The 24,846-nt window shown below is 66.5% G+C and carries 30 protein-coding genes and 1 pseudogene; 11 read left to right on the top strand and 20 right to left on the bottom strand.

What is annotated here, in order from left to right:
- Nucleotides 1-241 precede the first annotated feature (241 nt).
- On the top strand, nt 242-694 hold the full coding sequence (locus PVE73_RS19880; protein WP_277363900.1) for a hypothetical protein: 453 nt from the start codon (nt 242-244) through the stop codon (nt 692-694).
- A 123-nt stretch (nt 695-817) separates the two neighbouring features.
- Here the strand turns inward: PVE73_RS19880 and PVE73_RS19875 are convergent, their stop codons facing one another.
- From PVE73_RS19875 to PVE73_RS19800, 16 genes and pseudogenes are all read right to left on the bottom strand, one after another.
- On the bottom strand, nt 818-1,699 hold the full coding sequence (locus PVE73_RS19875) for a flagellin (RefSeq protein WP_277363899.1): 882 nt from the start codon (nt 1,697-1,699) through the stop codon (nt 818-820).
- A gap of 175 nt (nt 1,700-1,874) precedes the next feature.
- A complete protein-coding gene (locus tag PVE73_RS19870; protein WP_277363898.1) occupies nt 1,875-2,744 on the bottom strand; it encodes a flagellin in 870 nt (289 codons plus the stop codon).
- 162 nt (nt 2,745-2,906) lie between these two features.
- Nucleotides 2,907-3,644 carry a flagellar type III secretion system pore protein FliP gene (fliP, locus tag PVE73_RS19865; protein WP_277363897.1) on the bottom strand — a complete coding sequence of 246 codons (738 nt, stop codon included), beginning with the start codon at nt 3,642-3,644 and terminating at the stop codon, nt 2,907-2,909.
- Entirely contained in the window at nt 3,641-4,138 is a 498-nt protein-coding gene (locus tag PVE73_RS19860) for a flagellar basal body-associated FliL family protein (RefSeq protein ID WP_346772380.1), read from the bottom strand. Before PVE73_RS19860 ends, fliP begins: the two co-directional genes overlap by 4 nt.
- Before the next feature lie 15 nt (nt 4,139-4,153).
- Nucleotides 4,154-4,861, bottom strand: a complete 708-nt coding sequence (flgH, locus tag PVE73_RS19855) for a flagellar basal body L-ring protein FlgH (RefSeq protein ID WP_277363896.1) — start codon at nt 4,859-4,861, stop codon at nt 4,154-4,156.
- A complete protein-coding gene (locus PVE73_RS19850; protein WP_277363895.1) occupies nt 4,858-5,331 on the bottom strand; it encodes a MotE family protein in 474 nt (157 codons plus the stop codon). The genes flgH and PVE73_RS19850 overlap by 4 nt, the downstream gene beginning before the upstream one ends.
- A gap of 57 nt (nt 5,332-5,388) precedes the next feature.
- Nucleotides 5,389-6,503: pseudogene (locus PVE73_RS19845) on the bottom strand (flagellar basal body P-ring protein FlgI).
- Between the two features lie 17 nt (nt 6,504-6,520).
- A complete protein-coding gene (flgA, locus tag PVE73_RS19840; protein ID WP_277363893.1) occupies nt 6,521-6,991 on the bottom strand; it encodes a flagellar basal body P-ring formation chaperone FlgA in 471 nt (156 codons plus the stop codon).
- A 2-nt stretch (nt 6,992-6,993) separates the two neighbouring features.
- A complete protein-coding gene (flgG, locus tag PVE73_RS19835) occupies nt 6,994-7,782 on the bottom strand; it encodes a flagellar basal-body rod protein FlgG (protein WP_277363892.1) in 789 nt (262 codons plus the stop codon).
- 10 nt (nt 7,783-7,792) lie between these two features.
- Nucleotides 7,793-8,098, bottom strand: coding sequence for a flagellar hook-basal body complex protein FliE (locus tag PVE73_RS19830; protein WP_277363891.1), 306 nt, complete (start codon nt 8,096-8,098; stop codon nt 7,793-7,795).
- Nucleotides 8,095-8,514, bottom strand: coding sequence for a flagellar basal body rod protein FlgC (flgC, locus tag PVE73_RS19825; RefSeq protein ID WP_277363890.1), 420 nt, complete (start codon nt 8,512-8,514; stop codon nt 8,095-8,097). Before flgC ends, PVE73_RS19830 begins: the two co-directional genes overlap by 4 nt.
- 5 nt (nt 8,515-8,519) lie before the next feature.
- Nucleotides 8,520-8,897 carry a flagellar basal body rod protein FlgB gene (gene flgB / locus PVE73_RS19820; protein ID WP_277367522.1) on the bottom strand — a complete coding sequence of 126 codons (378 nt, stop codon included), beginning with the start codon at nt 8,895-8,897 and terminating at the stop codon, nt 8,520-8,522.
- 85 nt (nt 8,898-8,982) lie between these two features.
- Nucleotides 8,983-9,591 (bottom strand): hypothetical protein, encoded by a 609-nt coding sequence (locus PVE73_RS19815; protein WP_277363889.1) that lies wholly within the window; start codon nt 9,589-9,591, stop codon nt 8,983-8,985.
- On the bottom strand, nt 9,581-10,978 hold the full coding sequence (fliI, locus tag PVE73_RS19810; protein WP_277363888.1) for a flagellar protein export ATPase FliI: 1,398 nt from the start codon (nt 10,976-10,978) through the stop codon (nt 9,581-9,583). The genes PVE73_RS19815 and fliI overlap by 11 nt, the downstream gene beginning before the upstream one ends.
- Complete coding sequence (gene flgF, locus PVE73_RS19805) at nt 10,978-11,697, bottom strand: flagellar basal-body rod protein FlgF (RefSeq protein WP_277363887.1); 720 nt, start codon at nt 11,695-11,697, stop codon at nt 10,978-10,980. The genes fliI and flgF overlap by 1 nt, the downstream gene beginning before the upstream one ends.
- 3 nt (nt 11,698-11,700) lie before the next feature.
- The gene (locus tag PVE73_RS19800; protein ID WP_277363886.1) at nt 11,701-12,477 is read right to left on the bottom strand and encodes a DUF1217 domain-containing protein; all 777 of its coding nucleotides are present in this window, start codon (nt 12,475-12,477) and stop codon (nt 11,701-11,703) included.
- 139 nt (nt 12,478-12,616) lie between these two features.
- Here PVE73_RS19800 and motA point away from each other — a divergent pair, with 139 nt between their 5' ends.
- The 6 genes from motA to PVE73_RS19770 are packed head-to-tail and all read left to right on the top strand — an operon-like array spanning nt 12,617 to nt 17,411.
- The gene (gene motA / locus PVE73_RS19795) at nt 12,617-13,504 is read left to right on the top strand and encodes a flagellar motor stator protein MotA (RefSeq protein ID WP_277363885.1); all 888 of its coding nucleotides are present in this window, start codon (nt 12,617-12,619) and stop codon (nt 13,502-13,504) included.
- A 7-nt stretch (nt 13,505-13,511) separates the two neighbouring features.
- A complete protein-coding gene (locus PVE73_RS19790; protein ID WP_277363884.1) occupies nt 13,512-14,492 on the top strand; it encodes a FliM/FliN family flagellar motor switch protein in 981 nt (326 codons plus the stop codon).
- The gene (gene fliN / locus PVE73_RS19785; RefSeq protein ID WP_277363883.1) at nt 14,489-14,878 is read left to right on the top strand and encodes a flagellar motor switch protein FliN; all 390 of its coding nucleotides are present in this window, start codon (nt 14,489-14,491) and stop codon (nt 14,876-14,878) included. The genes PVE73_RS19790 and fliN overlap by 4 nt, the downstream gene beginning before the upstream one ends.
- Complete coding sequence (locus PVE73_RS19780) at nt 14,875-15,882, top strand: FliG C-terminal domain-containing protein (protein ID WP_277363882.1); 1,008 nt, start codon at nt 14,875-14,877, stop codon at nt 15,880-15,882. Before fliN ends, PVE73_RS19780 begins: the two co-directional genes overlap by 4 nt.
- Before the next feature lie 6 nt (nt 15,883-15,888).
- Entirely contained in the window at nt 15,889-16,980 is a 1,092-nt protein-coding gene (gene flhB / locus PVE73_RS19775; RefSeq protein ID WP_277363881.1) for a flagellar biosynthesis protein FlhB, read from the top strand.
- Nucleotides 16,977-17,411, top strand: a complete 435-nt coding sequence (locus tag PVE73_RS19770) for a hypothetical protein (RefSeq protein ID WP_277363880.1) — start codon at nt 16,977-16,979, stop codon at nt 17,409-17,411. The genes flhB and PVE73_RS19770 overlap by 4 nt, the downstream gene beginning before the upstream one ends.
- A gap of 47 nt (nt 17,412-17,458) precedes the next feature.
- Here PVE73_RS19770 and PVE73_RS19765 read toward each other — a convergent pair whose 3' ends face one another.
- Complete coding sequence (locus PVE73_RS19765) at nt 17,459-18,373, bottom strand: TIM barrel protein (protein WP_277363879.1); 915 nt, start codon at nt 18,371-18,373, stop codon at nt 17,459-17,461.
- Nucleotides 18,374-18,666: 293 nt separating this feature from the next.
- Between PVE73_RS19765 and PVE73_RS19760 the strand changes: the two genes are divergently transcribed.
- Nucleotides 18,667-18,927 carry a hypothetical protein gene (locus tag PVE73_RS19760; protein ID WP_277363878.1) on the top strand — a complete coding sequence of 87 codons (261 nt, stop codon included), beginning with the start codon at nt 18,667-18,669 and terminating at the stop codon, nt 18,925-18,927.
- Nucleotides 18,927-20,012, top strand: a complete 1,086-nt coding sequence (locus PVE73_RS19755) for a siderophore-interacting protein (RefSeq protein WP_277363877.1) — start codon at nt 18,927-18,929, stop codon at nt 20,010-20,012. The genes PVE73_RS19760 and PVE73_RS19755 overlap by 1 nt, the downstream gene beginning before the upstream one ends.
- Before the next feature lie 45 nt (nt 20,013-20,057).
- Here the strand turns inward: PVE73_RS19755 and PVE73_RS19750 are convergent, their stop codons facing one another.
- Nucleotides 20,058-20,279 (bottom strand): hypothetical protein, encoded by a 222-nt coding sequence (locus PVE73_RS19750; protein WP_277363876.1) that lies wholly within the window; start codon nt 20,277-20,279, stop codon nt 20,058-20,060.
- Nucleotides 20,280-20,384: 105 nt separating this feature from the next.
- On the opposite strand from PVE73_RS19750, the gene gcvA reads away from it, so the two are divergent.
- Nucleotides 20,385-21,281 carry a transcriptional regulator GcvA gene (gene gcvA / locus PVE73_RS19745; RefSeq protein WP_277363875.1) on the top strand — a complete coding sequence of 299 codons (897 nt, stop codon included), beginning with the start codon at nt 20,385-20,387 and terminating at the stop codon, nt 21,279-21,281.
- 66 nt (nt 21,282-21,347) lie between these two features.
- Here gcvA and PVE73_RS19740 read toward each other — a convergent pair whose 3' ends face one another.
- Nucleotides 21,348-22,550 carry an MFS transporter gene (locus tag PVE73_RS19740; RefSeq protein WP_277363874.1) on the bottom strand — a complete coding sequence of 401 codons (1,203 nt, stop codon included), beginning with the start codon at nt 22,548-22,550 and terminating at the stop codon, nt 21,348-21,350.
- A 139-nt stretch (nt 22,551-22,689) separates the two neighbouring features.
- Between PVE73_RS19740 and PVE73_RS19735 the strand changes: the two genes are divergently transcribed.
- Nucleotides 22,690-23,628: an AraC family transcriptional regulator gene (locus PVE73_RS19735; RefSeq protein WP_277363873.1), complete on the top strand. Its 939-nt coding sequence runs from the start codon at nt 22,690-22,692 to the stop codon at nt 23,626-23,628.
- An 8-nt stretch (nt 23,629-23,636) separates the two neighbouring features.
- Here PVE73_RS19735 and PVE73_RS19730 read toward each other — a convergent pair whose 3' ends face one another.
- Nucleotides 23,637-24,731, bottom strand: a complete 1,095-nt coding sequence (locus tag PVE73_RS19730) for an AbrB family transcriptional regulator (protein ID WP_277363872.1) — start codon at nt 24,729-24,731, stop codon at nt 23,637-23,639.
- Between the last annotated feature and the right edge of the window lie 115 nt (nt 24,732-24,846).

Genomic DNA, 24,846 nt, shown 5'->3' with positions numbered 1-24,846 from the left:
GAAATGAGGAGAGGTCGATCGCGCAGCGGGGTGGGGGCGTCTCAGCAGAGGCTGGAACCTGGTAGGCGTTTCTGCCGATATTGAGTAAACGATGCGGATCTTTGTAGTAAAAGGACATGCATCGTATAAAACGCCGATTTACAAGCAGGCGTTAAGGTCTGCATCGCTTGTTCTCTGAGATGAACCTTCATGAGAATGTAGCGTGCGTTCCAATATGTTTCCGATAACCGGAGAATAGTCTATGCATTTTGTATCGAAAGCTATCGTGCCAGCGATCGCGGTTTTCTGCGCAACTACATTTGCCGCCGCGCCCGCCTTTTCGCAGGCGACCTCGGCAACGGCCCCTGCGCAGTCGGGTCAGGCCAACGCCAACGCGTCGGGCGATCAGTACGACACCTTGTTCGAGAGCCTCGCGGGCCTTCTGGTTCAGGGACAGGGTTCGCCGAACTACTCGCCGAATATCGGCGACACCCTCCCCGACAATGTGCAGCTCCAGCCGATGCCGCAAGCGGCTGCGCAGGCTCTGCCCGAGGCGCAGAACCATCATGTGGCTAAGGTCGACGACAATACGACGGTGATTGCCGACCCGGAGAGCCGCCAAATCCTCGGCGTCATTTCCTCCGTTTTCGGAGGCGGTGGCAGCGGCAACGGAGCGACGCCGAACGCTGCTCCAGGCGGAACTTCGAACAACTGATTTTGCGGCCGAAGTTTCCTTTGGAGATGGCCGGAAAGCCGCGTCAGATTCGACGCGGCTTTCTGGTTTTCAGATATAAGGATGGGGCGGCCCTTTGTCCGGGTCTTTCCCGGCCCCTTCCCGCTACTTGAAGAGGGAGAGGATGTTCTGCGCGTTCTGGTTGGCGATGGAGAGCGCCTGGATGCCGAGCTGCTGCTGCACCTGCAAGGCCTGGAGGCGGGTCGATTCCTCGTTCATGTCGGCGTCCACGAGCTGGCCAACGCCGCGCTCGATCGAATCCATGAGGTTGGAGACGAAGTCCTTCTGCAGGTCGAGGCGATTCTTGACGGCGCCGAGATTGGCGGCGGCGGTGGACATGGCCCCAAGCGCGGTCTCCACGTCTTCCAGATAAGCGTCGATGGAAGCGTCGCTCCCATTGGCCACGACGTCGATCTGCATAATGTCATGCGCGAGGTGCTGGGTCGCGTCGACGGTGGTGCCGTCGGCGGCGACGAGCCGGATGCCCGTCAGGTCGAGCGAGATCGTGCCGATGCTGACCGTGCCGTCGGAGGCGCGGTTGTAGGAGGCGGCGATCTCCAGCGGAGCGGTGCTGTCGGTCGCCAGCACGTTCGTGCCGGCATAGTTGGCGCCAAGGGCGGCATCGCGGATCTGATCGAGCAGGATATCGATCTCGGCCTGGATCTTGGTCTGGTTTTCCCCGCTCGCGCCGCGTGCGTTGATCAGTTTGGTCTTGATCGAATCGACCGCCTCGATCGCGTCGTTCATGGCGGTGTAGGCCGTGTCCACCTTGCCGGCGCCGAGGCCCAGCGAATCCTGCACGGCCGAAAGCGCCTTGTTGTCCGAGCGCATGGTGGTGGCGATCGACCAGTAGGCGGCGTTGTCGCTCGCCTCCGCTACGCGATAGCCGGTGGAGATGCGCCCCTGCACCACTTCGAGCGCCTTGTTGGTCGCCTTCAGGCTCTGCAACGCCACCATTGCAGAGGTGTTCGTCATAATGCTTGCCACGTGCCTGCCCCTTGCCCGACGCCAATGACTGGCGGATACGAATGATTAACCATACGTAAGCAGCTATGGTTAACATTCGCTTAACCCGAGAGGCGCGGGCAAACGAAAGCCGGGCCGCCCTGGGACGGCCCGGCTGATAGGCTGCGTCAGGCCGGGCTGCGCCCGGCGGCCGCGCTTAGCGGAACAGCGAGAGGATCGACTGCGTGTTCTGGTTGGCGATGGAGAGCGCCTGAACGCCGAGCTGCTGCTGGACCTGCAGCGCGGAAAGGCGGGCCGACTCCTCGTTCATGTCGGCATCCACGAGCTGGCCCACGCCGCGGTCGATGGCGTCGGAGAGCTTGGAGACGAAGTCCTTCTGCAGGTCGACGCGCGATTTCGCGGCACCCAGCACCGAAGCCTGCTCGGAGAGCGACGCGAGGGCGGTCTCGACAGCGCCCAGCATGGTGTCGACGGCTGTATCCGCGATCGCGCCGCCGGATGCATCGAACCAGCCGTCGGCCGCGATGGCGGAGACGATGCCCGTCGTGCCGTCTTCGCTCAGCACCTGGACATCGGCGCCGGTGATGGTGATCTGGTCGACGCTGACCGTCGTTCCCGTGCGGTTGTAGGACGCGACGACATTGACGTCGGTGCCGTCCTGCAGCATGTTGGAGCCGGCGTAGTTGGAGTTTCCGACCACCGACACGATGTGGTCCTGCAGGGCCTCGACCTCGGTCTGGATCTTCTGCTGATCCTCCTGGCTGGCGCCGCGGGCGCTCACCAGCTTCTGCTTGATCTTGTCGACCGTCTCGATCACCTCGTTGATGCCGGTATAGGCGGTGTCGAGCTTGCCGGCGCCGAGGCCGAGCGCGTCCTGCACGCTGGAAAGCGCCTTGTTGTCCGACTTCATCGAGGTCGCGATCGACCAGTAGGCGGCGTTGTCGGAGGCTTCCGCCACGCGCAGGCCGGTCGAGATCCGCGACTGCGTGGTGGCCATGTTCTTGGAGATGGTGTTGAGGGTCTGCAGCGCCGTCATCGCCGACGCATTGGTGTTGATGCTTGCCATGGGAATTACGCCCCTGAATGAGAACTGACGAGGGACATACCGGGCCGACCGGTGATGGCGGAGAGGCGTCATGCCGTGAGCCTTCGGGCTCACTCCGTCATGCAACGGCAGTGTTATGACGCCCAATTGCTACCAAAAGGATAACCGCCGGCTCGCCCGACTTCAGACGAAGGAGCGGACGAGGCTGCCCACGAGCAGGTTCCAGCCGTCGATCAGCACGAAGAAGAGAATCTTGAAGGGGAGTGAGATCACCGTGGGCGGCAGCATCATCATGCCCATCGCCATGGTGATGGTGGCCACGATGAGGTCGATCACCAGGAAGGGCAGCACGATCAGGAAGCCGATCTCGAACCCGCGCCTGATCTCCGAGATCATGAAGGCGGGGATGAGCACGCGCAGGTCCGCCCGGTCCGCGGAGGCTTCTATCCCCCCGCGCTCCGCCGCGAGGTCCGCGAAGAGGTTGAAATCCTCCTCCCGCACATTGGCCGTCATGAAGGCGCGGAAGGGATCGGTGATCCGCTCCATGGCCGCCGCCTCGGTGATCTCGTTGTTCATGAGCGGCCGCACGCCGTTGTTCCACGCCTGGTCGAAGGTCGGCGCCATCACGTAGAAGGTCATGAAGAGCGCGAGGCTCACCAGGATCAGGTTGGCGGGGGTGGAGGGCAGGCCGATCCCCGTGCGCAGGATCGAGAAGACGATGACGAAGCGGGTGAAGCTCGTCACCATGATGAGGATGCCCGGCGCGATCGAGAGGACCGTCAGCAGGCCGAAGAGCTGGATGATGTAGCCGACCGTGGTGCCGTTCGCCCCTTGGGCGAGCGGGCCGAGATCGATCGTCTGCGCCGCCGCGAGCGTGACGCCGGCAAGAAGCATGCAGAGGGCGAGGGCGGCGCGCTTCATTCGTAGAGGAAGGTCATGATCAGGATGTCCTTAGCCTTCCCTTCGCTGCGGATCCTGGCGCGCTCCGCAAGGTCGGCCTTGAGATGCTGGAAGCCGCTCGCGCTTTCGATCTGCCGCAGCTTCACGGTGCGCATGAAGGCGAAGAGATCCTGGTGGATCGCACGCGCGAGCGCGGGATCCGCCTCGCCGTCGAAGACGACGGCGAGTTCCATCCGCACCCACACGTCAGTGGGATCGGCGAGGTTTGTGGTGATCGGATCGAGCGTGGTCACATTGGGCGCGCCGGCGGCTTCGCCGTCCGTCTGTTCGGCCGCCGGGTGTTCGGTCTCGTTCGCCGCCTGCTGGTCTCCGGGTTGCGCATGGCGCGTATCCAGATAGCCGCCGGTTAGCCAGCCCATTCCCGCCGCAAGACCGGTGACGACGAGGAGGGCGGCCGCCTGCATGATGAGGGACGGACCCTTCTTCTGATTTTCTGTCTGCGTGTCGAGTGCCACGATCCTGCGCCCCGCTCAGAACGGCAGCACGTTGTCGAGTACCTGCTGGCCCCAGGGCGGCTGCTGCACTTCCGTCAGCCTGCCGCGCCCGCCATAGGAGATGCGCGCCTCGGCGATGCGCTCATAGGAGATGGTGTTGTTGGGGCCGATATCGCTCGGCCGCACGATGCCAGCGATCGTGAGCACGCGCAGCTCGGCATTGACGCGCACCTCCTGCGTGCCGGAGATGCGCAGGTTCCCGTTGGGAAGCTTCTCCGTCACGATCGCGGCCATCACGAGCCTCATATCCTCCGAGCGCTCCGTGGCGCCCGCGCCCGTGGTCGAGGTGCCGGAGCCGATCTCGCCCTCCGCTTCCGCCGAGCCAGTGGCGCTGCCGATGGCGAAGGAGCCCGCGAGACCCAGGTTGCGGCTCGCCCGGCGCGAACGCTCCGACTCGTTCTCGAACTTGGCCTTGTCGTTGATCGAGATGAAGACCGTCAGGATGTCGCCCACCTCGAGCGCGCGGGGATCGGTGAAGAAGCGGCTTTGGCGGTCGCTCCAGAGCGAGTAGCGGCTGACATGGGCCGGCTTCCGCTCCGGGTAGTGATAGGCCTGCAGCACGGTCGGCTCCGCGCCGGAGCCGACCGGCGACAGAGCCGGCGGTTTGCCGATCTCGTCATGGGCTGCGCAGCCTGCGAGAGCCAGGACGGCAAGGAGCAGCGGTGTTCTTACAAGCGTCCTCATGAGGGGTCCTCGGGGCGGCCGGCGCTCGCCATGATGCCGGTGATGACGGCGGCGGCCTTGCTGTTCATTTCGTTGAGGATGATGCCTGCCGCGCGGGGCTCGATCTTCATCAGGATCGCCGCGGCGAGATCCATGCGGACCTCGGCCAGGCGCTCGGCGGCGGCGTCCGGGCGCATGCTGGAATAGATCTGCACCAGATTGTCCTCCGCCCTGGCGAGGAAGTCCTCGCGCCGGGCGAGCCAGGCCTCGTATTCGGCGCGCTTGGCCTCCAGCGCGGTGATGCGCTGGTCGACTTCGCTGCGCAGGTCCTCCAGCTCCTGCGCCTGGAGGGCGTAGCGCCGGTCGCGCGCCGCATCGGCGATGTTGCTGCAGTAGCGGGCGATCTCGTCGGACGTGGTTGGCGCGGCCTCCTCGCCGCGGGCACCGCTTCCGGCGGGGGCGGCGGCGAGGAGGGCGGCGAGCCCGGCCATCGCCAGGCGCGGCTTCCTGCGTCGAAGGAGGTCGCAAAGGAGCATCCCGGTCATCCCCTACTGCAAGACCAGTTCGCCCTGCAGGGCGCCGGCGGACTTGATGCCCTGCAGGATGGCGATGATGCCGTCCGGCTTCACGCCGAGCCTGTTGAGGCCGGAGACGAGCGTCTGCAGGTCCGGCCCGTCGAGCACGGCCACCGTGGCGTCCGGCTGCGTGGCCTGAACCACGGTATAGGGCTCCTCCGCCGTCTCGCCGCGCGAGAAGGGCTCCGGCTGGATCACGCGCGGCATCTCCGTCACGCGCACGGTGAGTGTGCCGTGGCTGATGGCCACGCGCGAGATGCGCACGTCGTTTCCGATGACGATCGTGCCCGTTCGCTCGTCGATGACGACGCGGGCCGGCGCGTCCACCTCCACCGGCAGGTTCTCGATCTCCGCATAGAAGCGCGCGGCGGAGATGTTCTTGGGCTTGCGGACCACCACCGTGCGCGAATCCTGCTCGCTGGCGAGCCGGGCACCGAAGCGTCTGCTCGTGTGGGCGTTGATGACGTCGGCGATGCGCACGGCTGTGGAGAAGTCCGCATTGCGAAGCTGCAGGGTCAGCATCAGCAGGTCGTCGAGGGCGGCAGGCACGCCGCGCTCGATGATGGCGCCGTTGGGCACCCTGCCGGTCGTGGGCACGCCCTGGGTCAGGGTCTCCGCCTCGCCCTGGGCGCTGAAGCCGGATACGACGACGGGGCCCTGCGCGACTGCGTAGACTTCGCCGTCGGCGCCGCGCAGCGGCGTCATCACCAGCGTGCCGCCCGCAAGCGAGTCGGCGTCGCCCAGCGAGGACACGGTGACGTCGATGCGGGCGCCCGACTGCACGAAGGGCGGCAGGTTCGCGGTGACGATGACGGCGGCGACATTCTCCGCGCGCGCCCGTCCCCCTTCCGAGGCGATGCCCAGATTCTCGAGCATGGCGCGGATGGATTGCTCGGTGAAGGGAGCATTGCGCAGGCTGTCGCCGCTGCCGTTCAGGCCGATGACGAGGCCATATCCGACGAGCTGGTTGTCGCGCGCCGCCTGAAGCTGCGCCACATGCTTGATCTGCGTGGTGCCGGCGGCAGCCGGCCGACGCCGGCAACGAGCGCCGCGAGCACCGCCGCCGCCAGGCGGCCCAGTCCGGACATGCCGAGCCGGCGCTTCGTCATGACGCGCCGACCCGGACGGTGCCGTCTCGCATCACCGTGCCGGTGAAGACGGCGCCGCTGTCGATATTGCGCATCTTGATGAGGTCGCCCGCGGCGCCAGCCTGCAGCGGAACGGCGAGGATGGAGATCGTGAGCGGCCCGTCGGCGAAGACGGCGGTCACCGTCGAGCCCTGCTCGACCAGATAGGCATCGCGCACGGAGGAAAGCGGCAGAAGGCGGCCGGGAAGGAGGGTGCGCCGCGCCACCTTGCCCTCCACATCGGCGGGCGAGCGCGCGATCGCCGGATTGCCGCGCGGCGGGCGCCGCAGCATCATCTCCTGGAGCGCTTCCGCGGCGATCGTCTCGCCGGGATAGATCACGCGCACCGGCACGACCACGATCTCCTGAGCGGAAGCGGGCACGGCAAGCCAGGGCAGGGCCGCGACCAGCCCGGCCATCAGAATGCGCCGCGTGGGGAGTGAAGCCATGGCTATCGCATCGACTGGGTGACGGTGGCGGCCATCTCGTCGGCCGCCTTGATCACCTTGGAGTTCATCTCATAGGCCCGCTGCGCAGAGATCAGCTCGGTGATCTCCTTGACGGGATCGACGTTCGAGCTCTCCAGATAGCCCTGTTCGACCGTGGCGAAGCCCGGATCGCCGGGCACGCCGATCGTCGCCGGCCCGGAGGCGGCGGTCTCGCGGAAGAGGTTGTTGCCGATCGGCGCGAGCCCCGCTTCGTTGGCGAAATTGGCGAGCGTGAGCTGGCCGAGTTCCTGCAGCTCGTTCTGCCCCTCGATCCGTGCGAAGACCTGGCCGGATTTGTTGATGATCACCTCCACCGAGTTCTCGGGGATGACGATGGCCGGCGCGACGGGAAAGCCGTCGACGGTGACCAATTGGCCGGTGGCATTCGTGTTGAAGGCGCCGGCGCGGCTGTAAAGCGGCTCGCCGTCGGCCCCCTCGATCTGGAACCAGCCCTTGCCGACGAGCGCCACGTCGAGCTTGTTGCCCGTGTTGTTGAGCGAGCCCTGGATGTGCACGTTGCGCACGGCGGCCGTCTTGACGCCGAGGCCGATATTGGCGCCCTCGGGCACGATGTTCTGGTTCGCCCGCTCCGGCACGCCCTGAAGCCGCTCCACCTGGTAGAGCAGATCGGAGAATTCCGCCCGCGCCCGCTTGAAGCCGGTGGTGTTGATGTTGGCGATGTTGTTGGCGATGACCTCGAGATTGGTCTGCTGGGCCGACATGCCGGTGGCGGCAATGGAAAGGGCTTTCACGGGCTTCTCCTCAGATCGCCATGCGGCTGATTTCCAGATAGGCGGAGACGATCTTGTCGCGGATGGCGATCGCCGTCTGCAGCGACTGTTCCGCGCTCATCACCGCATCCACCACGGCGCGGGTATCAGCCTCGCCCTCCAGCGCCTTCACGGAAAGCGTCTCGGCGGCCTCGAGCCGCGACACAGTGCTGGTGGCGAGTTCGCTTACCATCGCCGCAAATGCGTCACCGTCGGCCGGCGCTGCCTCGGCCGAAGGGCGGAGGGAGGTCGTGCCCAAGGGGGCAAGCCGTGTCAGGTCGCCGATGCCGGAAATCATCCATTGCTCCTGAGAAGGTCGATCGTCATCGAAATGAGGTCCCGCGCCTGCTTGATGACCTGCAGATTGGCCTCGTAGCTGCGGTTCGCCTCGCGCATGTCGGCCATTTCGACCAGCATGTTCACGTTCGGCATCTTCACATAGCCGTATTCGTCGGCCGCCTCGTGGCCGGGCATGTATTCGGCGGGGAACTCGGTCGTGTCGCGCGCGATGGCCGAGACCTCGACCATGGCTGCGCCGCTGGCGCGATCGAGCTCGGCCGCGAAGCTGATCGTCTTGCGGCGATAGGGATCGCCGCCCGGGACGTCGCTCGTGGACTGCGCGTTGGCGAGGTTCTCGGAGACCACGCGCATGCGCTCGGACTGGGCGGTGAGCCCGGAGCCTGCGACTTTGAGAGCGGTGGAGAGCGGATCCATCGTGCTCAGCCCTTCGCCGTCATCATCAGCATGCGGTGGAAGGCCTTCACGATGGCCGTGTTGAGTTCGAAGGCGCGGCGCACCTCGCCGGCCTTCACCAGCTCGTCCTCCAGCACGACGCTGTTTTCGGACGGCAGGAGCTGCGGATCATCGCGCTCGTCGAGGGAGAAGGAGGCGGGCGTCACCCCGGTATCCTGGTGCTGCGCATGAGTGGCGCTCATGGCCACGCGCGTGCCGTCGAGAACCTTCTCGAAAGGCTCCACGTCCACGGCCTTGTAGTTCGGCGTGTTGATGTTGGCGATGTTGCCTGCCACCGCCGTCTGGCGGACCGAGAGCCACCGCGCCTGTTGCGTGGCCAGATCGAACAGGTTGACGGGTTCCATCGGCATTGTCCCACGTTTCCTTGAGGCCTCCAGACTCGCGTGAGCCAGACTAGGAGGCCAGTCTTGCGCGGGCCTTGCGTCCCGTTCAGCGCGACAGCGCGATCTCGCCCTCTTCGCTGGTGACGAGAAGCCAGGTGCCGCGGCGCCGTTCGATCCGCGCAAGGCGGCTGCCGTCCGGCAGGGGCGAGCCGGGCCTGACGATCCAGAATCCGTCCTCGTCCTCGATCATAGCTTCCCCATTCTCCAGGTGGATGAAGCGAAAGGCCTGCCGGTCGCCGGGATAGGGCTGCGGCGGCGGGGTATCCGGCTGGTGTTCGGGCGCCTGCGGCACAGTGCCGGTGGGGAAGAAATCAAGCTGCGGCATCGCCTCCATGGCGAGCGACGCATCGTCCTCGGCAAGGCCGGAGGCGGCAGCGGTGGTTTCGCCGGAAAGGCTGAGCGGACGCACGCCGAACTGATCCTGGTTGAAGAAGATGTACCATGGGAAAAGCGCACAGGCGCCCGCCAGGGCGAAGCCTCCCGCAGCGAGCAGCCAGTCCCCCCGGCCCAGGACGGCGAACCCCGCCGCAAGAGCCGGAAGCCTCGCAAGCGCATGCCGTTTCCTTTCCTTCCGGGGCGCGGCAGACGTGTCGGCCCGCACGTCTTCCACGGGCGTGGCATCAGGCAGCACGAGTCCTGCGAGCCTATCCGTCACGGCTGGTCTCCTTCGCCTTTAGGCGGCCTGCGAGGTCGCCGAGCGGATCCATGGAAGGACCGTCCTTGGGCGACTGCTGCAGCACGTCGTAGATGATGGGAACCTGGCGCACGGCGAGGTCCAGTTCCGCGTCGATGCCGGGCTGGAACCCGCCGAGCAGCCGGATGTCGCGCGTCTCCTCGAAGCGCGCGATCATGGATTTCAGGCGCTGCACGAGCTTCCGCCGGTCGTCGTCCCAAGCCCGGTCGGCGAGCCGCGAGATGGAAGCGAGGGGATCGACGGCGGGAAAGCGCCCCTGCTCGGCAATGGCGCGGTCGAGCACGAGATGGCCGTCCAGGATGCCGCGCACGCTGTCCGCGACGGGATCGTTGTGGTCGTCCCCGTCCACGAGCACCGAAAAGATCGCGGTGATCGAGCCGTGGCCGGCCTCGCCCGGCCCGGCGCGTTCGAGGAGGCGCGGAAGATCGGTGAAGACCGAGGCCGGATAGCCGCGCGCCACCGGCGGTTCTCCGGTGCCCGTCGCCACCTCCCGCGCCGCATGGGCGTAGCGCGTGATGGAATCGAGGAGCAGCAGCACCTTCTCGCCGCAGTCGCGGAAATGCTCTGCCACGCGCATCGCCGTATCGGCGGCGCGCCGGCGCATCATGGGGCTTTCGTCGCTGGTGGCGACGACGGCCACCGTCTTGCGCATGCCCGCCGGTCCGAGCGTGTCCTCCAGGAACTCGCGCACTTCGCGGCCGCGCTCGCCCACCATGGCGACCACGACCGTATCGAAGGCTTCGGCCCGGGCAAGCATGGCGAGCAGGGTCGACTTGCCGACGCCGGAGCCGGCGAATATGCCGATGCGCTGCCCGTGGCAGAGCGGCGTGAAGAGGTCGACCACGCGCACGCCGGTGAGAAAGGGTGTCGCCACGCGCTGCCGGCGCAGGGCTGCCGGCGTTCGCGGCGTTGCGGCCAGCACCTCTGCGGCAGGCCGTATCAGGGGAGGGCCGTCGTCGATCGGGCGCGCCAGCGCGTCGATGACGCGTCCGCGCCAGCTCTCGTGCGGCAGGATATCGAGCGCCCCGGCCGTGAAGACCGGCTGCCCGAGCCTCGCCTCCGCGTCGCGTTCGAAGGGAGCGACCAGCACGTCGTCGGAGGAGATGCGCACCACCTCGCCGCGATGCTCGCGGCCGTGGATGCGGCAGGAGACGATGTCGCCGAGCCGTGCCGCCCGGGATAGGCCCCGCACCCTGTAGTGGGTCGGCGTGACCTCGCAGATCCGGCCGCCGTACCGGAGGGTACGGCCCGGTACGCCGAAGCGCCGGAAGGCGCATCCGAGCGCAGTCAGCGTATCCGGATCCCGTCCGGCCCGGCTTTGCGCGGTCGTTGCGGCGGCCTCGTCCATCAGGAGCCGAGCGTCTTGATGGCGTCCTTCATGGCCGTGTCGCTGTCGCGCACGAGCGTCGTCACCTGCTCGAACGCGCGCTGAACCTGGATGAGGCGCATCATCTCGGTCATCGGATTGACGTTGGAGCCTTCCACGAAGCCCTGGACGACGCCGACATCGGGCAGATCGACGACGGGCTGCGGCTGCGTGTCGGGCAGGAAGGCGGAGTTCCCGTAGCGCGTGGCGTTGGGGCCGGGCACGAAGGAGAAGAGCCCGATGGCACCGATCAGCTGCCCGCCCTGCCGCAGGATGCCGTCGGCACCGGCCTCCGGCGGGCCGGCCTGCGGGTCGAGGACGAGCGGTGCGCCCCCGGCGTCGAGCACCGCGTAACCCTCCAGCGTCACCAGCTCGCCGGTTTCCCGCATGGTGAAGCGGCCGTCCCGAGTCATGGCCGGTCCAGCCGGCGTCTCGACGGCGAACCAGGCGTCGCCCTGAACGGCGAAATCGAAGGGGTTGCCCGTCTGCTGCAGCCCGCCCGCGCGCGTGTCGTAGAAATCGGCGCCGGTGGAGACGAAGCTCACGGAATCCTCCGTCAGGCCGGTCATCACGTCGCTGAAGGTGATCCCGCCGGCGCGGAACCCGACCGTGCCGGCATTGGCTACGTTGTCGGCGAGCGTGGTCAGCCGGCGCTCCAGAGCCATTTGGGAAGAAAGCGCGACATAGAGCCCCGTCTGCATGGCCTACCTCCTCATCTGGGCGATCGTGAGCAGGATGTCGGTGGAGATGCCGAACTCCGCCGGCTGGCTGAAAAGCGCGGCGATCGAGCTCTGCGGGGTATAGGAGGGATTGTCGATCTCCCAGAGCGTGGTGAACCGCTTCAGGAATTCCTCGAGCGTCTCCGGATCCTTGAGGTCCTCGAGGTCGAGGCGCTCCTTGATCATGTTCACCTGCTTGTCGATGTCGGCCTGGGCGAGCGCTTCGGGGAAGCCGAGAGCGGTGCGGACCACCTGCGCGAGCGCCGGGTCGGCCAGGATTTCGTAATAGGACTTGAGGCTCCCGGCCTTGCGCTGGAAATAGAGCGCGAGGCGCACGCCCTCGTTCTGGTTGCCGGCGTCCTCCTCCAGCGTTTGGCGCATATATTTCTCCACCGTCCCCGTCGTGGAGCTGTGGAAGCTCGTCGTCTGCTCCCCGTATCGGGCGAAGTTGAAGATATCGACGAAGTCCCGGTACCGCTTGTCGGTGAGCGTGTTGACGAAGCTGTCCTCGGCGTCGATGCCGCCCTCCAGCGCCTTCACCATGAAAGCCTTGGCATAGGCCATGTCCTCCAGCCCGTGCGCCTTCATGGCGTAGCGGAAAAGCCGTTCGTCGGAGACGAAGTCCTCGATGCTTTTCACATTTCCGATATTCTCGCGGTAGTAGGCCGTCTCGCGGCTGACCATGGGCTGGGTCTCGACGCGGTCGATGGAACGCTCCATGTCCCGCGTAATCAGCTGATAGCTCGTATAAGTGTTGATCACGCCAAGCCTCCGGCCATTCTGCGCGCGAAGCTAAGCGCCCTGGCTTGCGCGAGGCTTTCCCCGCCGGATTGTCCGTTCAAGCCTCACGCAAGCCACGGGGGATAGGAAAGGCGAGGGTTTCGCGTGATGAGGTGCGAATGTGGGCATTCTGCTGGGACTGGTCGTCACTCTGGGCTGCGTGATCGGCGGCTTCATGGCCATGGGCGGACATGTCGACGTGCTCGTCCAGCCTTGGGAATTCGTCATCATAGGCGGGGCGGCCCTGGGCACGTTCCTGGTGGCAAACCCGATGGCAACCGTGAAGGATACCGGCAAGGCGTGCATCGAAGCCTTCCGGCAGAAGGTGCCGAAGCAGAGCGAGTACCTGGAGACACTCGGCGTGCTGCACGGCCTGATGCGCGAACTGCGCTCGAAATCCCGCAGCGAGGTCGAGGCGCATATCGACAATCCGCAGGAATCGGCGATCTTCCAGGCATTTCCCACGGTCCTGCAGAACCGGGACCTGATGTTCTTTATCTGCGACTACTGCCGCATCATCATCATCGGCAACGCGCGGCCTTTCGAGATCGAGGCGCTGATGGACGAGGAGATCCAGACCATCCGCCGCGACAAGCTGAAGCCCTACCACGCGCTCCAGGCGGTGGCGGACGGCCTTCCGGCGTTGGGCATCGTGGCGGCTGTTCTCGGCGTCATCAAGGCCATGGGGGCGCTGGACCAATCGCCGGAAATCCTGGGCGCCCTCGTGGGGTCAGCCCTCGTCGGCACCTTTCTCGGAATCTTCCTCTCCTATGCGGTGGTGGGGCCGATCGCCACGAAGGTCAAGATCGTGCGCGAGAAGAACAACCGGCTCTACGTGATCGTGAAGCAGACGCTGCTCGCCTATATGAACGGCTCGCTGCCGCAGGTGGCGCTGGAATTCGGGCGCAAGACGATCTCGGCCCATGACCGCCCCTCCATCGATGCGGTGGAGGAGAACACGCTCAACCACAACCCGGCCGGAGCCGCGGCGGAAAAGAAGGCGGCGTGAGCGGCGGATGACGGCGGCCCCCGACAATCAGGCGCTGATGCGCAATCTCGTCGTGGAGCGCCTCGTCGGCGCCACCGGCGACCCACGCCAGGTGGTGGAGGCAGCGCGCGGTGCTGCGATGCGGGCGCTGCCGGCCGTTCAGCAAGTGCTGGGCGAACGGTTCTCGCCGTCTCTCGCGGTCGATATCGCGGACATCGATGATGTACGCCTCTCCGAAGCCAGACCGGGGCAGGATTCCTTCGACGCGCTGGTCGTGGTCCCGGCGGCTTCCTCGCCGGACGCGCTCACCATGCGGCTCGATCCGCAGGCGCTCTCGCTGCTCGTGAGCATTTTCCTCGGCGGCGATCCCGACATTCCCCCGCCGCCGCTCGACAGGCCGCCGTCCAGGATCGAGCTGGACGTGGCGGCGCTGGCGTTCGAGGCTTTCGCGGAGGCGCTGAACGGGACGGGCGGGCGTTCGCTCGGCCTGCGGCTGCCCGTGTCGCAACCCCTGGCCGGACCAGTCGATTTCCGGCGCTTCGTCGTGCGCGACGGGCCAGGAGTGCGCATAAGCTTCTCTCTCCAAGGTGGGCGGGAGACGGGGCTTCTGACCGCCTGGATCCCGCATCGCGTCATTCTGGAAACACGTGTGTCCGCCGGCCGTGATGCTCCGGGCGCGCCCGCACCCGCTGAGTGGCGGCAGCGCTTCGGCGACGAGGTGATGCGCTCCAAGGTGGAGGTGACCGCCACGATCCCGCTGACGAAGCTCTCGCTCGGCGCGCTGGCGGAGCTTCGCGAGGGGCAGGTGCTGGCCCTGCACGACACCGCGCCCGCGCAGACGCGGCTTTCGGTGCGCAATCGCGGCATCTTCGTGTGCGAGTTCGGGAAGCTCGGTCAGAACTACACAGTGCGCATCAAGCAGCCCTTCGACGACCGCCAGGACGTGATCGAGGGCCTGCTGGCCGGCCAGACGGCGGACGTGGCCGGCATCAGGGAGAAAAGCGAATGAGCAGGACGAAAGCAGCACCCCGCAACGAGGACGAGAAGCTGAATGCGGCGATCGAGGAGATGCAGGACGCGCTGCACGAGGAGGCTCGTTCGAAGGCAGCCGATCCGGCCATCTCGGGTTTCCTGCTGGATATCCCGGTCGAGGTGCAGATCGTTCTGGGCAGCGCGGAGATGCCGGTTTCCGAGTTGATGGCGCTGCAGCGCGGCTCGACCGTCTCGCTCGACCGGCGGATCGGCGAACCGGTCGACATCGTCGTCAACGGCCGCCGCATCGCACGCGGCGAGATCACCATCCTGGAGGAGGACCCGAGCCGCTTCGGCGTGCGCCTGACGGAGATCGGCGGCGCGGGCAAGGGGATCCGAATGAACACGGGAGGCGGTTTGTGACGGCTTCGGTGAAACTCACACAGGCGGAGAAGGCCGCGGCCATCCTGGTCGCCATGGGAAAGCCTTCGGCGGGCAGGCTGCTGAAGTTCTTCAAGCAGGACGAGCTGAAGGCGCTGATCGAGGCGGCCCGACGGCTGCGCACCATCCCCCAGGCGGAGCTCGAGAAGGTGGTGCAGGAATTCGAGCGCGAATTCTCCGAGGGCGCCGGGCTCCTCGATTCGGCCGACAGCATGAACAATCTGCTCACCGAATCCCTGTCTCCCGAGGAGATGAACGCGCTCATGGGCGGCGGTGAAGCACGCCCGGCGGCAATGCAGGAGGTCTGGGCGAGGCTCGAGAGGATCGCGCCGCATCGGCTCGCGGAGATCCTGGCGCCGGAACATGCGCAAACCGTGGCCGTGGTGCTCGCCAACCTCGCGCCGCAGGCGGCCTCCAGGGTGATCCTCGAGCTCGACAGGGGGCAGCGTGGCGAGGTGCTGCGGCGCATGGCTTCCATGGGGCAGTTGAGCGCGGAGGCACGCACGGTGATCGAGCGGCGTATCGCCGAGATCCTGCGCGCCGAGGCGGGCGGAAAGGATGTCTCGGCGGGCCATGCGCGGGTGGCCCGACTTCTCAACGAACTCGACAAGACCGAGGCCGACGAGGTCATCCGCGACCTGGAAGCCGTGGGCACGTCCGACGTCGACGCGATCCGCGCGCGCCTCTTCTCCTTCGAGGAGATCGTCGACCTGTCACAGAAGGCGCGCGTGGCGCTGCTCGACGGCCTTGCTACCGACGTGGTTACGCTCGCGCTGCGCGATGCTCCGGGGCCGGTGGTGGAAGCGGTCCTATCCGCGCTCGGCGCCCGCTCGCGACGCATGATCGAAGCGGAACTCGCCGCTCCGGCGGATGGGGCGACGCCGGAGGCGATCGCCGCGGCGCGCAGGCGCATCGCCGCCACCGCGGTCCAGCTCGCCCAGCAGGGGTCGATCGATCTGCCTTCGGCGCAGAAAGCGGCGGCATAACTCCGCATGGCCGAGGGGCAGGACAAGGAAAGCAAGACAGAAGAGGCCACGGAGAAGAAGGTCCGCGATTCGATCGAGAAGGGGCAGCTTCCCTTCTCGAAGGAGGCGCCGGCGCTCGCCTCGTTCCTGGCCATTCTCGTCTTCGCGATCTTCTTTGCCGAGGGCCAGGCCGCCGAACTCGCCGGCTTCCTGTCCATCTTCATCGAGCGGTCCTATAGCTGGTCGCTCGAAACCCAGACCGATGCCATCGCGATCTACCGACTTGTCTTCGTGGAGATCGCCAAGGCGGTGGGGATCGTCATCGCCTTGCTGGTTGCGGCGGGCCTGGCGGCGTCCATCCTGCAGAACGTCCCGCGCTTCGTCCTCGAACGGATCAGGCCGAAACTCTCGCGCATATCGCTCGCGCAAGGGTGGTCGCGGCTCTTCGGCGCGCGCGGGCTCGTGGAGTTCGTCAAGTCCATCTGTAAGATGCTGATCGTCGGCGGCCTCGTTGCCTTCACATTGCGCGAGGCGAGCGCGCGGTTGTTGTCGGGAATGGTCACGCATCCGGTCGTCTTCACCCTTACCATCCGCGACCTCGCCATCGAGATTCTCGTGGCGATCTGCCTCTTCATGATCGTGCTGGCCGTCGCCGACCTGGTCTGGTCGCGCTTCAGCTGGCGGCAGGACCTGCGCATGACGCGCCAGGAGGTGAAGGACGAGCACAAGCAGACCGAGGGCGACCCGCTGGTGCGCGCGCGGCTGAGATCGCTTGCCCGCGACCGGTCGCGCCGGCGCATGATGTCGGCCGTGCCGCAGGCGACCCTCGTGATCGCGAACCCCACCCACTACGCCATCGCGCTGCGCTACCGGCGCGACAGGGACGCCGCTCCGGTCGTGGTGGCGAAGGGGCAGGACCTGATCGCGTTGAGGATTCGCGAGATCGCGCAGGAGCACGGCATCCCGGTCTTCGAGGAGCCGGTGCTCGCCCGTTCCATGTACAAACAAGTTTCGGTGGATACGCTCATTCCGCCTCAGTTCTACAAGGCGGTCGCCGAGCTTGTCCGGCGCGTCTACGGGGCGGGTGGAGGAGCATCGTCAGTGAAGGCAACAGCATGAACCGGCAGCCCCATGCGGCGGAACGTGAGATGATCGTGGCCAAGGCCATGGAGGAGGTCGCGAGCGAACTGCGCCTCATAGAGCTTGCGGACTATGTCGCCTTCATCAGGCTGGAGAGCATCGCCAGCATCGCCGACATCGTGGAATCGGCGGCGGAGCTCTATTTCCAACCCGGCACGCTGAGGCTCGGCCATGGCTGCGAGGCACACGTCTCCTGGACCGAGCCGCCTCGGATCGTGCTCGATCTGGAACTGCGCCCGCAGGGCGCCACGGTGTATTTCAAGCTCACGCTCAACGCTTCCCAGGCTGGCGTGGAGGTGAACTACATCGCCTTCGAGGCGCCATCGGACAGTCCCGGTGCCAATTCCGCATTCCTGGCGCAGGCGCTGGAAGCATCCCGCATCCAGCGGACCCGCCAGCCCTGTGGATAGGGCTGGCGGGCCGGAGGTATGCCGTTCTTCCGCCGGTGGGCGGGCGTTTACTCGGCCGCGCGCAGGGCACCTGAGCCGAGGGAGGCGAGTTCGCGCGCCTTGGCGAGGCTTGCCGGCTGCTCGCTGCGATAGCGCCGGCCGATTTCCATCATCAGAGCGGTATCGGGCAGGAAGTCCAGTTCGGCGAAGATCTCCTCCCAGGGAATGTCGCCCCAGCCGAGCGGCATGTGCAGGTCGCCGAGACCGAGTGCGGTGGCTTCCTGCGGATGGAAGAACTTGCTGTGGCCGGCCGGGCGGCCGAAGGAATCGTGCACGTGCAGATGGCCGGTGACCGGCGCCATGGCACGGAGCTGATCGCGGAAATCGAGGCCGCGATAGGTGCTTTCGATATAGGCGTGGCTGAAGTCGATGAGCGCCACCAGATTGGGATGATCGATCGTCTTCACCGTCTCCGCCACCTCCGCCGGGGTCTGCCGGTACTGGCCCGGATCGGTGGTGAAGATGTTCTCGAGCGCGACGCGAACCCCGTAGGGCCTGGCGAATTCGGCAAGTTCGAAGAGGGCTTCGCGCTCGCGCTTGTCCGCCTCCGCGCGCTCCTCGATCTGGTCGGCGCGCACGAAGCCGCCGTGCTGCACGATGATGCGGGAGCCGACGCGGTCGCAAAGCTGGATGAGGGCTTTGGCCGCATCGATCTGGTAGCGCACCGTCGCCGGGTCCATGAAGTTGGAGGAAACGAGGCCGTGGACGGTATAGCGGAAGGGAAACGCCTTCGTGAGCGCCACCAGCCGCTCTGCACGCTCCTCGATGATCCGCCCGCCGGCGACGAGATCGAGGCTGGTGAGGCCCAGTTCCACCGTGTCGACGCCGATCTCCGCCAGGCTGCTGAGTTCGCGTTCGAGGCTCTCCAGTTCACCGTCGGTCGATCCGGCATTGAAGCCGATGCCGTCGATGTTGCTGCTCATGGGGCTGCTCCTCGGTTTGGTCGGCCACGATGCGCGTACCGCACGGTCAGTATGGGCAACCTACTAGCGGGCGAAGATGACGCCCGCGTCACCCCGGCATGAACCTAAAATGACATCTGTGGAGAACTCGGCCTCCCGGGGCGGTCATTGGCGGCGAGGGGGCAGGCAAGCGGGAAACTCTTTTCCGCGCTCACTAAGTTGACTTTACTAGTCATGTTAATTACGAGCGCATTTTCAGGGAGCCAGCCTGCGGGGCAAGCCACCGAGATCTTCGTCGGGACCAGGGGGTCGGTTTGCCTCGCTTTTCCAAGAATCAGGTCAATCGCTCGGTCTTGCTCGCCTCCGGGGCCGGGATCCCGCCGGCGAGCATGATCGGCAGCGTGCTTGCCGGCTATGCGGCGAACCGGTTCGGTTACGGCATCTTCTTCACGGTGACCGGCTTTATCGCGCTCATCTCGGTACCGGCGATCTTCGCCATCGCCGGGCGCGGCGGGCCGGAAACCGATGATTCCCTGGAATGGCGCCGCGAGCGCCTGGCTGTTGGAGATCGATGATGAACACGATACGCCTGCTCAGCGCGGAAACCTTCGTCCCGCTCAGCGCGCCGACGGTGTTGATGTCGCACCTGCGCGAGCATTTCGACGAGCATGGCAGGGTTTCGGGCTCCGAACACGCCTGGTCTGCCTCTTTCGACATCGGAAGCGCGACCGCCAGCCTGCGCGAGGACGGCATTGCCTTCCGGGTCGAGGCCGGCGACGACACATCGCTCTCCTTCCTGCAGTGGAGCGTGGCCGAGCACGTCTACCAGTTCGTGCCGGATGAGAAGCCGCCGATCGTCTGGCGCGGCGGCACCGCGCCGGGTGCGCCGCTTCCCTATTTCCGCGCCATGCGGGTGGTCCGCGCGGCGCAAGTCACGCCGCTGATGCGCCGGCTGACGCTCGCCGGCGAGAATCTCGCGCGTTTCGCGCGTGACGGGCTGCATGTCCGCCTGCTTCTGCCGCCGAAACCCGGCGTGGTTCCGGTCTGGCCGGTCATGGGAGCAGACGGCCGTCAGGCCTGGCCGGAGGGAGAGCGGCCGGCGGTGCGCATCTACACGATCCGCAGGATCGATGTGGAGGCCGGCGAGATCGACATCGATTTCGTGCTGCATGAGGGCGACGACATGCCCGGCGCCCGATTCGGGATGGAAGCCAGTCCCGGCGAAGTGGTCGGCATGATCGGCCCGGGCGGCGGCAATCTCGCGCAGGCCTCGCGCTATATCTTCGCCGGCGACGAGACCGCACTGCCCGCCATCTCGCGCATGCTGGAGGAATTGCCGCCGCATGCGCAGGCAAAGGCCTTCATCGAAGTCGCCAGCACCGAGGAAGAGCAGGAACTCACGCACCGCCCGGGGATCGAGGTCAACTGGCTGTCGCGCCAGGGCCGGCCGACCGGCTCCACGACACTGCTGATCGACGCGCTGCGTGGGCTCGACCGCGCCGAATGGGAGGGCGATTCCTATCTCTGGGCAGGATGCGAGCATGAGGGCGCGCGCAGCATCCGCGAGTTCCTGAAGGCGGAGCTCGATTTCCCGAAGCGCCGCTCTCTCGTCGCCGTCTACTGGCGCCGCGGGCGAGCGGGCGAGGAGAGCAGGAACTGACGGGATTTGCAGCTCTCGGGTCACCTCCGCTCCCGGTTCGATGCCCTAACCCTCATAGCGTCCCTGCCCGGGGAAGTCGCCCTCCCAGCAGGGGCGTGCTTCGACCGTGCCGCGCCTGCCGTCCAGGAAGCCGACATCGCGCTTGAGATGATCGGACAGCATCCGCGGGTCGAGACGCCGGCGCCGCCTTCGCGGCAGGAGTGCCGTCATCCATGACAGGAGCCGGCGCGAGAAACGGGCGCGAGGGATCGTGTGCACCATCGACATGGTGGTCGCCTTTCAATCAGTTGTACTGTTGTCTTGGCGTTTAATCTGACGCAGAAATGCAGTATTTTCTAATTGAATGTCGATCACCATGCATAAGGAGACCTTATGTCAATGCAGCTTCCGCCCCTCTCCGCCGTCCGGGTGTTCGAGGCTGCGGCGCGGCATCAGAGCTTCACCAGAGCGGCGGCGGAGCTGGGCATGACCCAGGCAGCCGTAAGCTATCAGATCAAGGTGCTCGAGGATCGGCTCGGCGCGCCTTTGTTCCTGCGGCGGCCACGGCAGGTGAGCCTCACCGAAGTTGGAAAGCGGCTGGCGCCGGCGGTCACCGAGGCCTTCGAACTGATCGGTGAGGCCTTCGCCGCCGCGCGCAGCGGCGCCCAGGGCACGCTCGCGATCACCACGGTGGCCACCTTCGCCACCAACTGGCTGGCGCAGCATCTGGGCTCTTTCCAGGTCGCACATCCCTCGCTCGCCGTCCGGCTGGACCTTTCGCATCAGTTCGTCGATTTCGCGCGGGAGGAGATCGACGTCGCCATCCGCTCCGGCGACGGCAACTGGCCGGGGCTTGCGACGCACATGTTGATGCGCATGGAATTCACCCCGATGCTGAGCCCGGCGCTTGCCGAGAGCATCGGCGGGGTGAAGGAGCCGGCGGATCTGCTCCGGCTTCCCATCATCGGTCCGGACGACCCGTGGTGGGCGCAATGGCTGACGGAAGCAGGCGTTTCGCCGGCTGGCCTGGAAGGACGCCCGCAGAACCGGATGGGCTCGCAGACCGTGGAGGGGGGAGCGGCAATTGCGGGGCAGGGGGTCGCGATCCTTACACCTGCCTTTTTCCAGGCGGAGCTTGCGACCGGCCGCCTCATCCAGCCTTTCGACCTCATATGCAGCGACGGCAAGGCCTATTGGCTGGCCTATCCGGAAGCACGCCGCAACGCTCCCAAGATCGCGGCCTTCCGCACATGGCTACTGGCCGAGATCAAGGCGGGTGCGCAGGTATGATCGACCAAGGGCCGGGATTCTGACGGATGCGCCGCCCCGTGGCGGCGCATCCTGCTGTAATGGTCCTCAGGCAGGCTTGGGGACGGCCCGCGTCTGGACGCGGGTCAGGATCGTCGCGGCAGCGGCGATGAGCACGGCGCCGCTCACCAGGAAAACGGACTGAACGCCGTTGACGTCGAAGATCAGGCCACCGGCCGCGGCACCCGTGGCGATGGCGAAGTTGATCGCCGCGACGAAGAGGCCGCCCGCGCTTTCGGCCTCGTCGGGCACCGCGCGCGTGATCCAGGTGGACCAGGCCACGGGCACTGCTCCGAAGGCGAGGCCCCACAGCGCCACCATGGCCGCGTCGGCTGCGACATTGCCGCCGAGGCTCGCGAGCGTCAACGCAAGCGTGCCCATGGCTAGCGGCATGATGGCGAGCGTCAGCCGCATGGAGCGTTCCAGCAGGAAGGCGCCGAGATAGTTGCCGAGAAGATTGGCGATGCCGAAGCCGAGAAGGATGGCGGAGATGCCGGTCACGCCCACGCCCGTCACCGTCTCCAGGAAGGGGCGGATATAGGTGAAGAAGGCGAAATGGCCGGTGAACACGAGGAGGATCGCCGCCATTGCGATGGCGACCGCCCGGCGGGAGAGCACCTCGAGCATGGTGCCGAGGCGTGATTGCCCGCGCGGCGGAAGGGACGGAAGCGTGGCGAACTGCACGGCGAGCGCCAGCACGCCGAGGCCGGCCGCGGCGAGGAAAACGAAGCGCCAGCCGGCGAGGTCGCCGAGATAGCTACCCATGGGCGCCGCGAAGATGGTCGCCGCCGACACCCCGGAGAACATGATCGAAAGCGCCTTCGGGACGTGCCTTTCAGGCACGAGCCGCATGATCGTCGCCGCCGACATGGTCCAGAACCCGCCAAGCGCTATGCCGAGCAGGATTCGCCCGGCAAGCAGGAGGGGCAGGTTGGGGGCGATCGATACGAGCAGGTTCGACAGGATGAGCAGGATGGAAAAGCCGAGCAGCACGTGACGCCGGTCGATCCGCCGCGTCGCGGCGGTGACGAGCAGGCTGGTGACGAGCGCCACGGCCGCCGTCGCAGTCACCGCCTGACCGGCCATGCCTTCCGACACGCCGAGATCTGCCGCCATGGGGGTGAGCAGGCTCGCGGGCAGGAATTCCGCGCCGACGAGCCCGAACACGCCGAGGCTCATGGAGATGACCGCCCCCCAGGCAGGCCGCGCCCCGGAGGCATCGTCTTCTTCTGAAATTGTCGCTTGATGCATCTGCAGGATCCTCTCACGATAAAGGTTCTCAGCAGATGGGTGGCGTTTCCGGACGATCCATGCTAGTTGATCCGGAATGCTTGATCGAAACTCCGGATTTCAACAGCGCGTCGGAATCGATCCCGTCAGCGAGCTGCTGATGGGCATGCGCCTTCGCGGCGCGAGCTACGGCAGACTGCGCCTTGCGCCGCCTTTCGGCGTTCGCTTTCCGGCCGCCTCCGAGGCCCGCTTCCACTTCGTCGCGGCGGGAAGCGTTCATCTCCAGTCGGAAGGGTGCGGGACGCGCGTACTCTCCGATGGCGATGCCGTGCTCATACCCCGCGGCGACAGCCACGTTCTGCTCTCCGCGCCCGGCGTGCCGATACGCTCCCTGGACAGCTTCGAGACCATGCCGCTCTGCGGCAATATCTGCGCCATCCGGGAATGTCCGGAGGAGACATGCCGCACCAAGGATGTCCTGATCTTCTCTGGCCGGATGGAATTCGAACTCGACGCGCTGCATCCGCTGGTGGGCCTCATGCCGCAGGTCATGTCGGTGAGTGAGCTCGTTTCCCGGCAACCGGAAATCCTGCCGCTCCTCGAGGCGATGGAGCGCGAGATGACGGCCGAGCGCGCAGGCTCCGCCGGCATCCTGGCGCGGCTTGCCGATGTCGTTGCGGCAAGCATCGTGCGCGGATGGGTGGAGTGCGGTTGCGGCGATGCGACCGGGTGGATCGATGCGCTACGCGACCCCAGGCTCGGACGCGTGATCGCTGCCCTGCATCGCGATCCCGGCCGTGATTGGAGCGTGGCAGAAATGGCCGCGGAGATGGGCAACTCGCGCTCTGTCTTTGCCGAGCGCTTCGTGACGGCGACGGGCATGACGCCACAACGCTATCTTGCGACGCTGCGCATGCGTCTTGCCGCCCAGTGGATCGGGCGCGACCGCATGGCGATCGATGCCGTCGCGAAGCGGCTGGGCTACGGCTCGCAGGCAGCTTTCGCCCGCGCCTACAAGCGCCTCATGGGCCAGCCGCCCGGCAAGGCCCGTGCCTCGGCGCCTGGCGGCAGGCCTGCTGCCCCGCAGGCGCGGCTTTAACCGCTTTCCTAGGATCGACCGCCCTTCTGCCCCTGCGGCAGGAAGCGGAAGAGGAGGCTCGCGCCCGCGATGACGAGAAACACCCTGGCCATATGATGGGCGACCACGAAGGGGACCTCCAGGCCCAGCGCAAAGGCGACCAGGCTCATCTCGGCAAGCCCGCCCGGGGAATAGGCCAGGAGCAGCCCCTCGAGCGGGACGTCCGTGAAATGCGAGATGGCCTCTCCGAACAGCAGCGTGATGAGCAGGAGGATTACGGTCGAGCCGACGGACATCGCCAGTATCCTCAGGATCGTCCGCGGCGCCGTGCCGACGAAACGGCCGCCCACCGTTGCTCCCAAAACGACCTGGGCCGCGGCGACCGCGCCGCTGGGCAGCACGAAATCGGTGAAACCGCCGAGATGCAGCCCCGCGCTCACCAGCATCGGACCGATCAGGAACTTGGCCGGCAGGTGGAGAAGATGCCCGAGCAGCGAGCCGCCGGCGGCAGCGACGGCGAACCAGAACACGCCTTCCGCGTGGACGGACGACCATGGCCGGTAGGCGGCTGACTGGGCATCCAAGGTGACGCCCGTCGCGAGCTGGATCAGGGTCGGTAAGCACAGGACCACGAGGAAGATCCGCGCGGCGTGGATCAGCGCGATGCTCTTTTCGTCTCCGCCTTTCTCCCCGCCCAGGATGACCATGTCGATCAGGCCGCCGGGCATGCCGGCGAAATAGGCTGTCGGCCGGTCCAGGCCGACCACCCGCCTGAAATAGAAATAGCAGGCGGCGCCGGAGACGATCAGGAAGCCAACCAACCCCAGCAGGGGCACGATCCAATGCGGCAGGTTTACGAAGATCTCCGGCGAAAAGGATGTTCCGAGCATGGAACCGATCACCGCGGACATCGGCGGGCGCATATAGCCGGGCGTCGCGATCGGCAGGCTTATCAAGGCCGCGATGCCGCAGGCCGTCATGGCGCCCAGCATCCAGGCGAGCGGGAGGTTGAGCCGGTAGAAGATGGCGCCGCCGAGTGTACCGCACGCCAACGCGGCGAGGAACTTCAATCCCGTGCCGAGCCGTGAGTTTCCGGCACCGACTGGATCCGCCGGCTTCCACATCGAGATCTCGCCTTTCGTTCTGTACGCCAAGAGTGGCGTGAATGCTTCCAGGGCCGCCTCGAAAATGGGCAAGTCGGGAATCCCGTCGAAGCGCCCCGCACCCGTATCGCGGAGC

The organism is Chelativorans sp. AA-79, from assembly GCF_029457495.1.
Classification (GTDB): Bacteria; Pseudomonadota; Alphaproteobacteria; order Rhizobiales; family Rhizobiaceae; genus Chelativorans.
The sequence above is the reverse complement of the archived record's forward strand: the minus strand, read 5'-3'. Positions and strand labels throughout refer to the sequence as shown.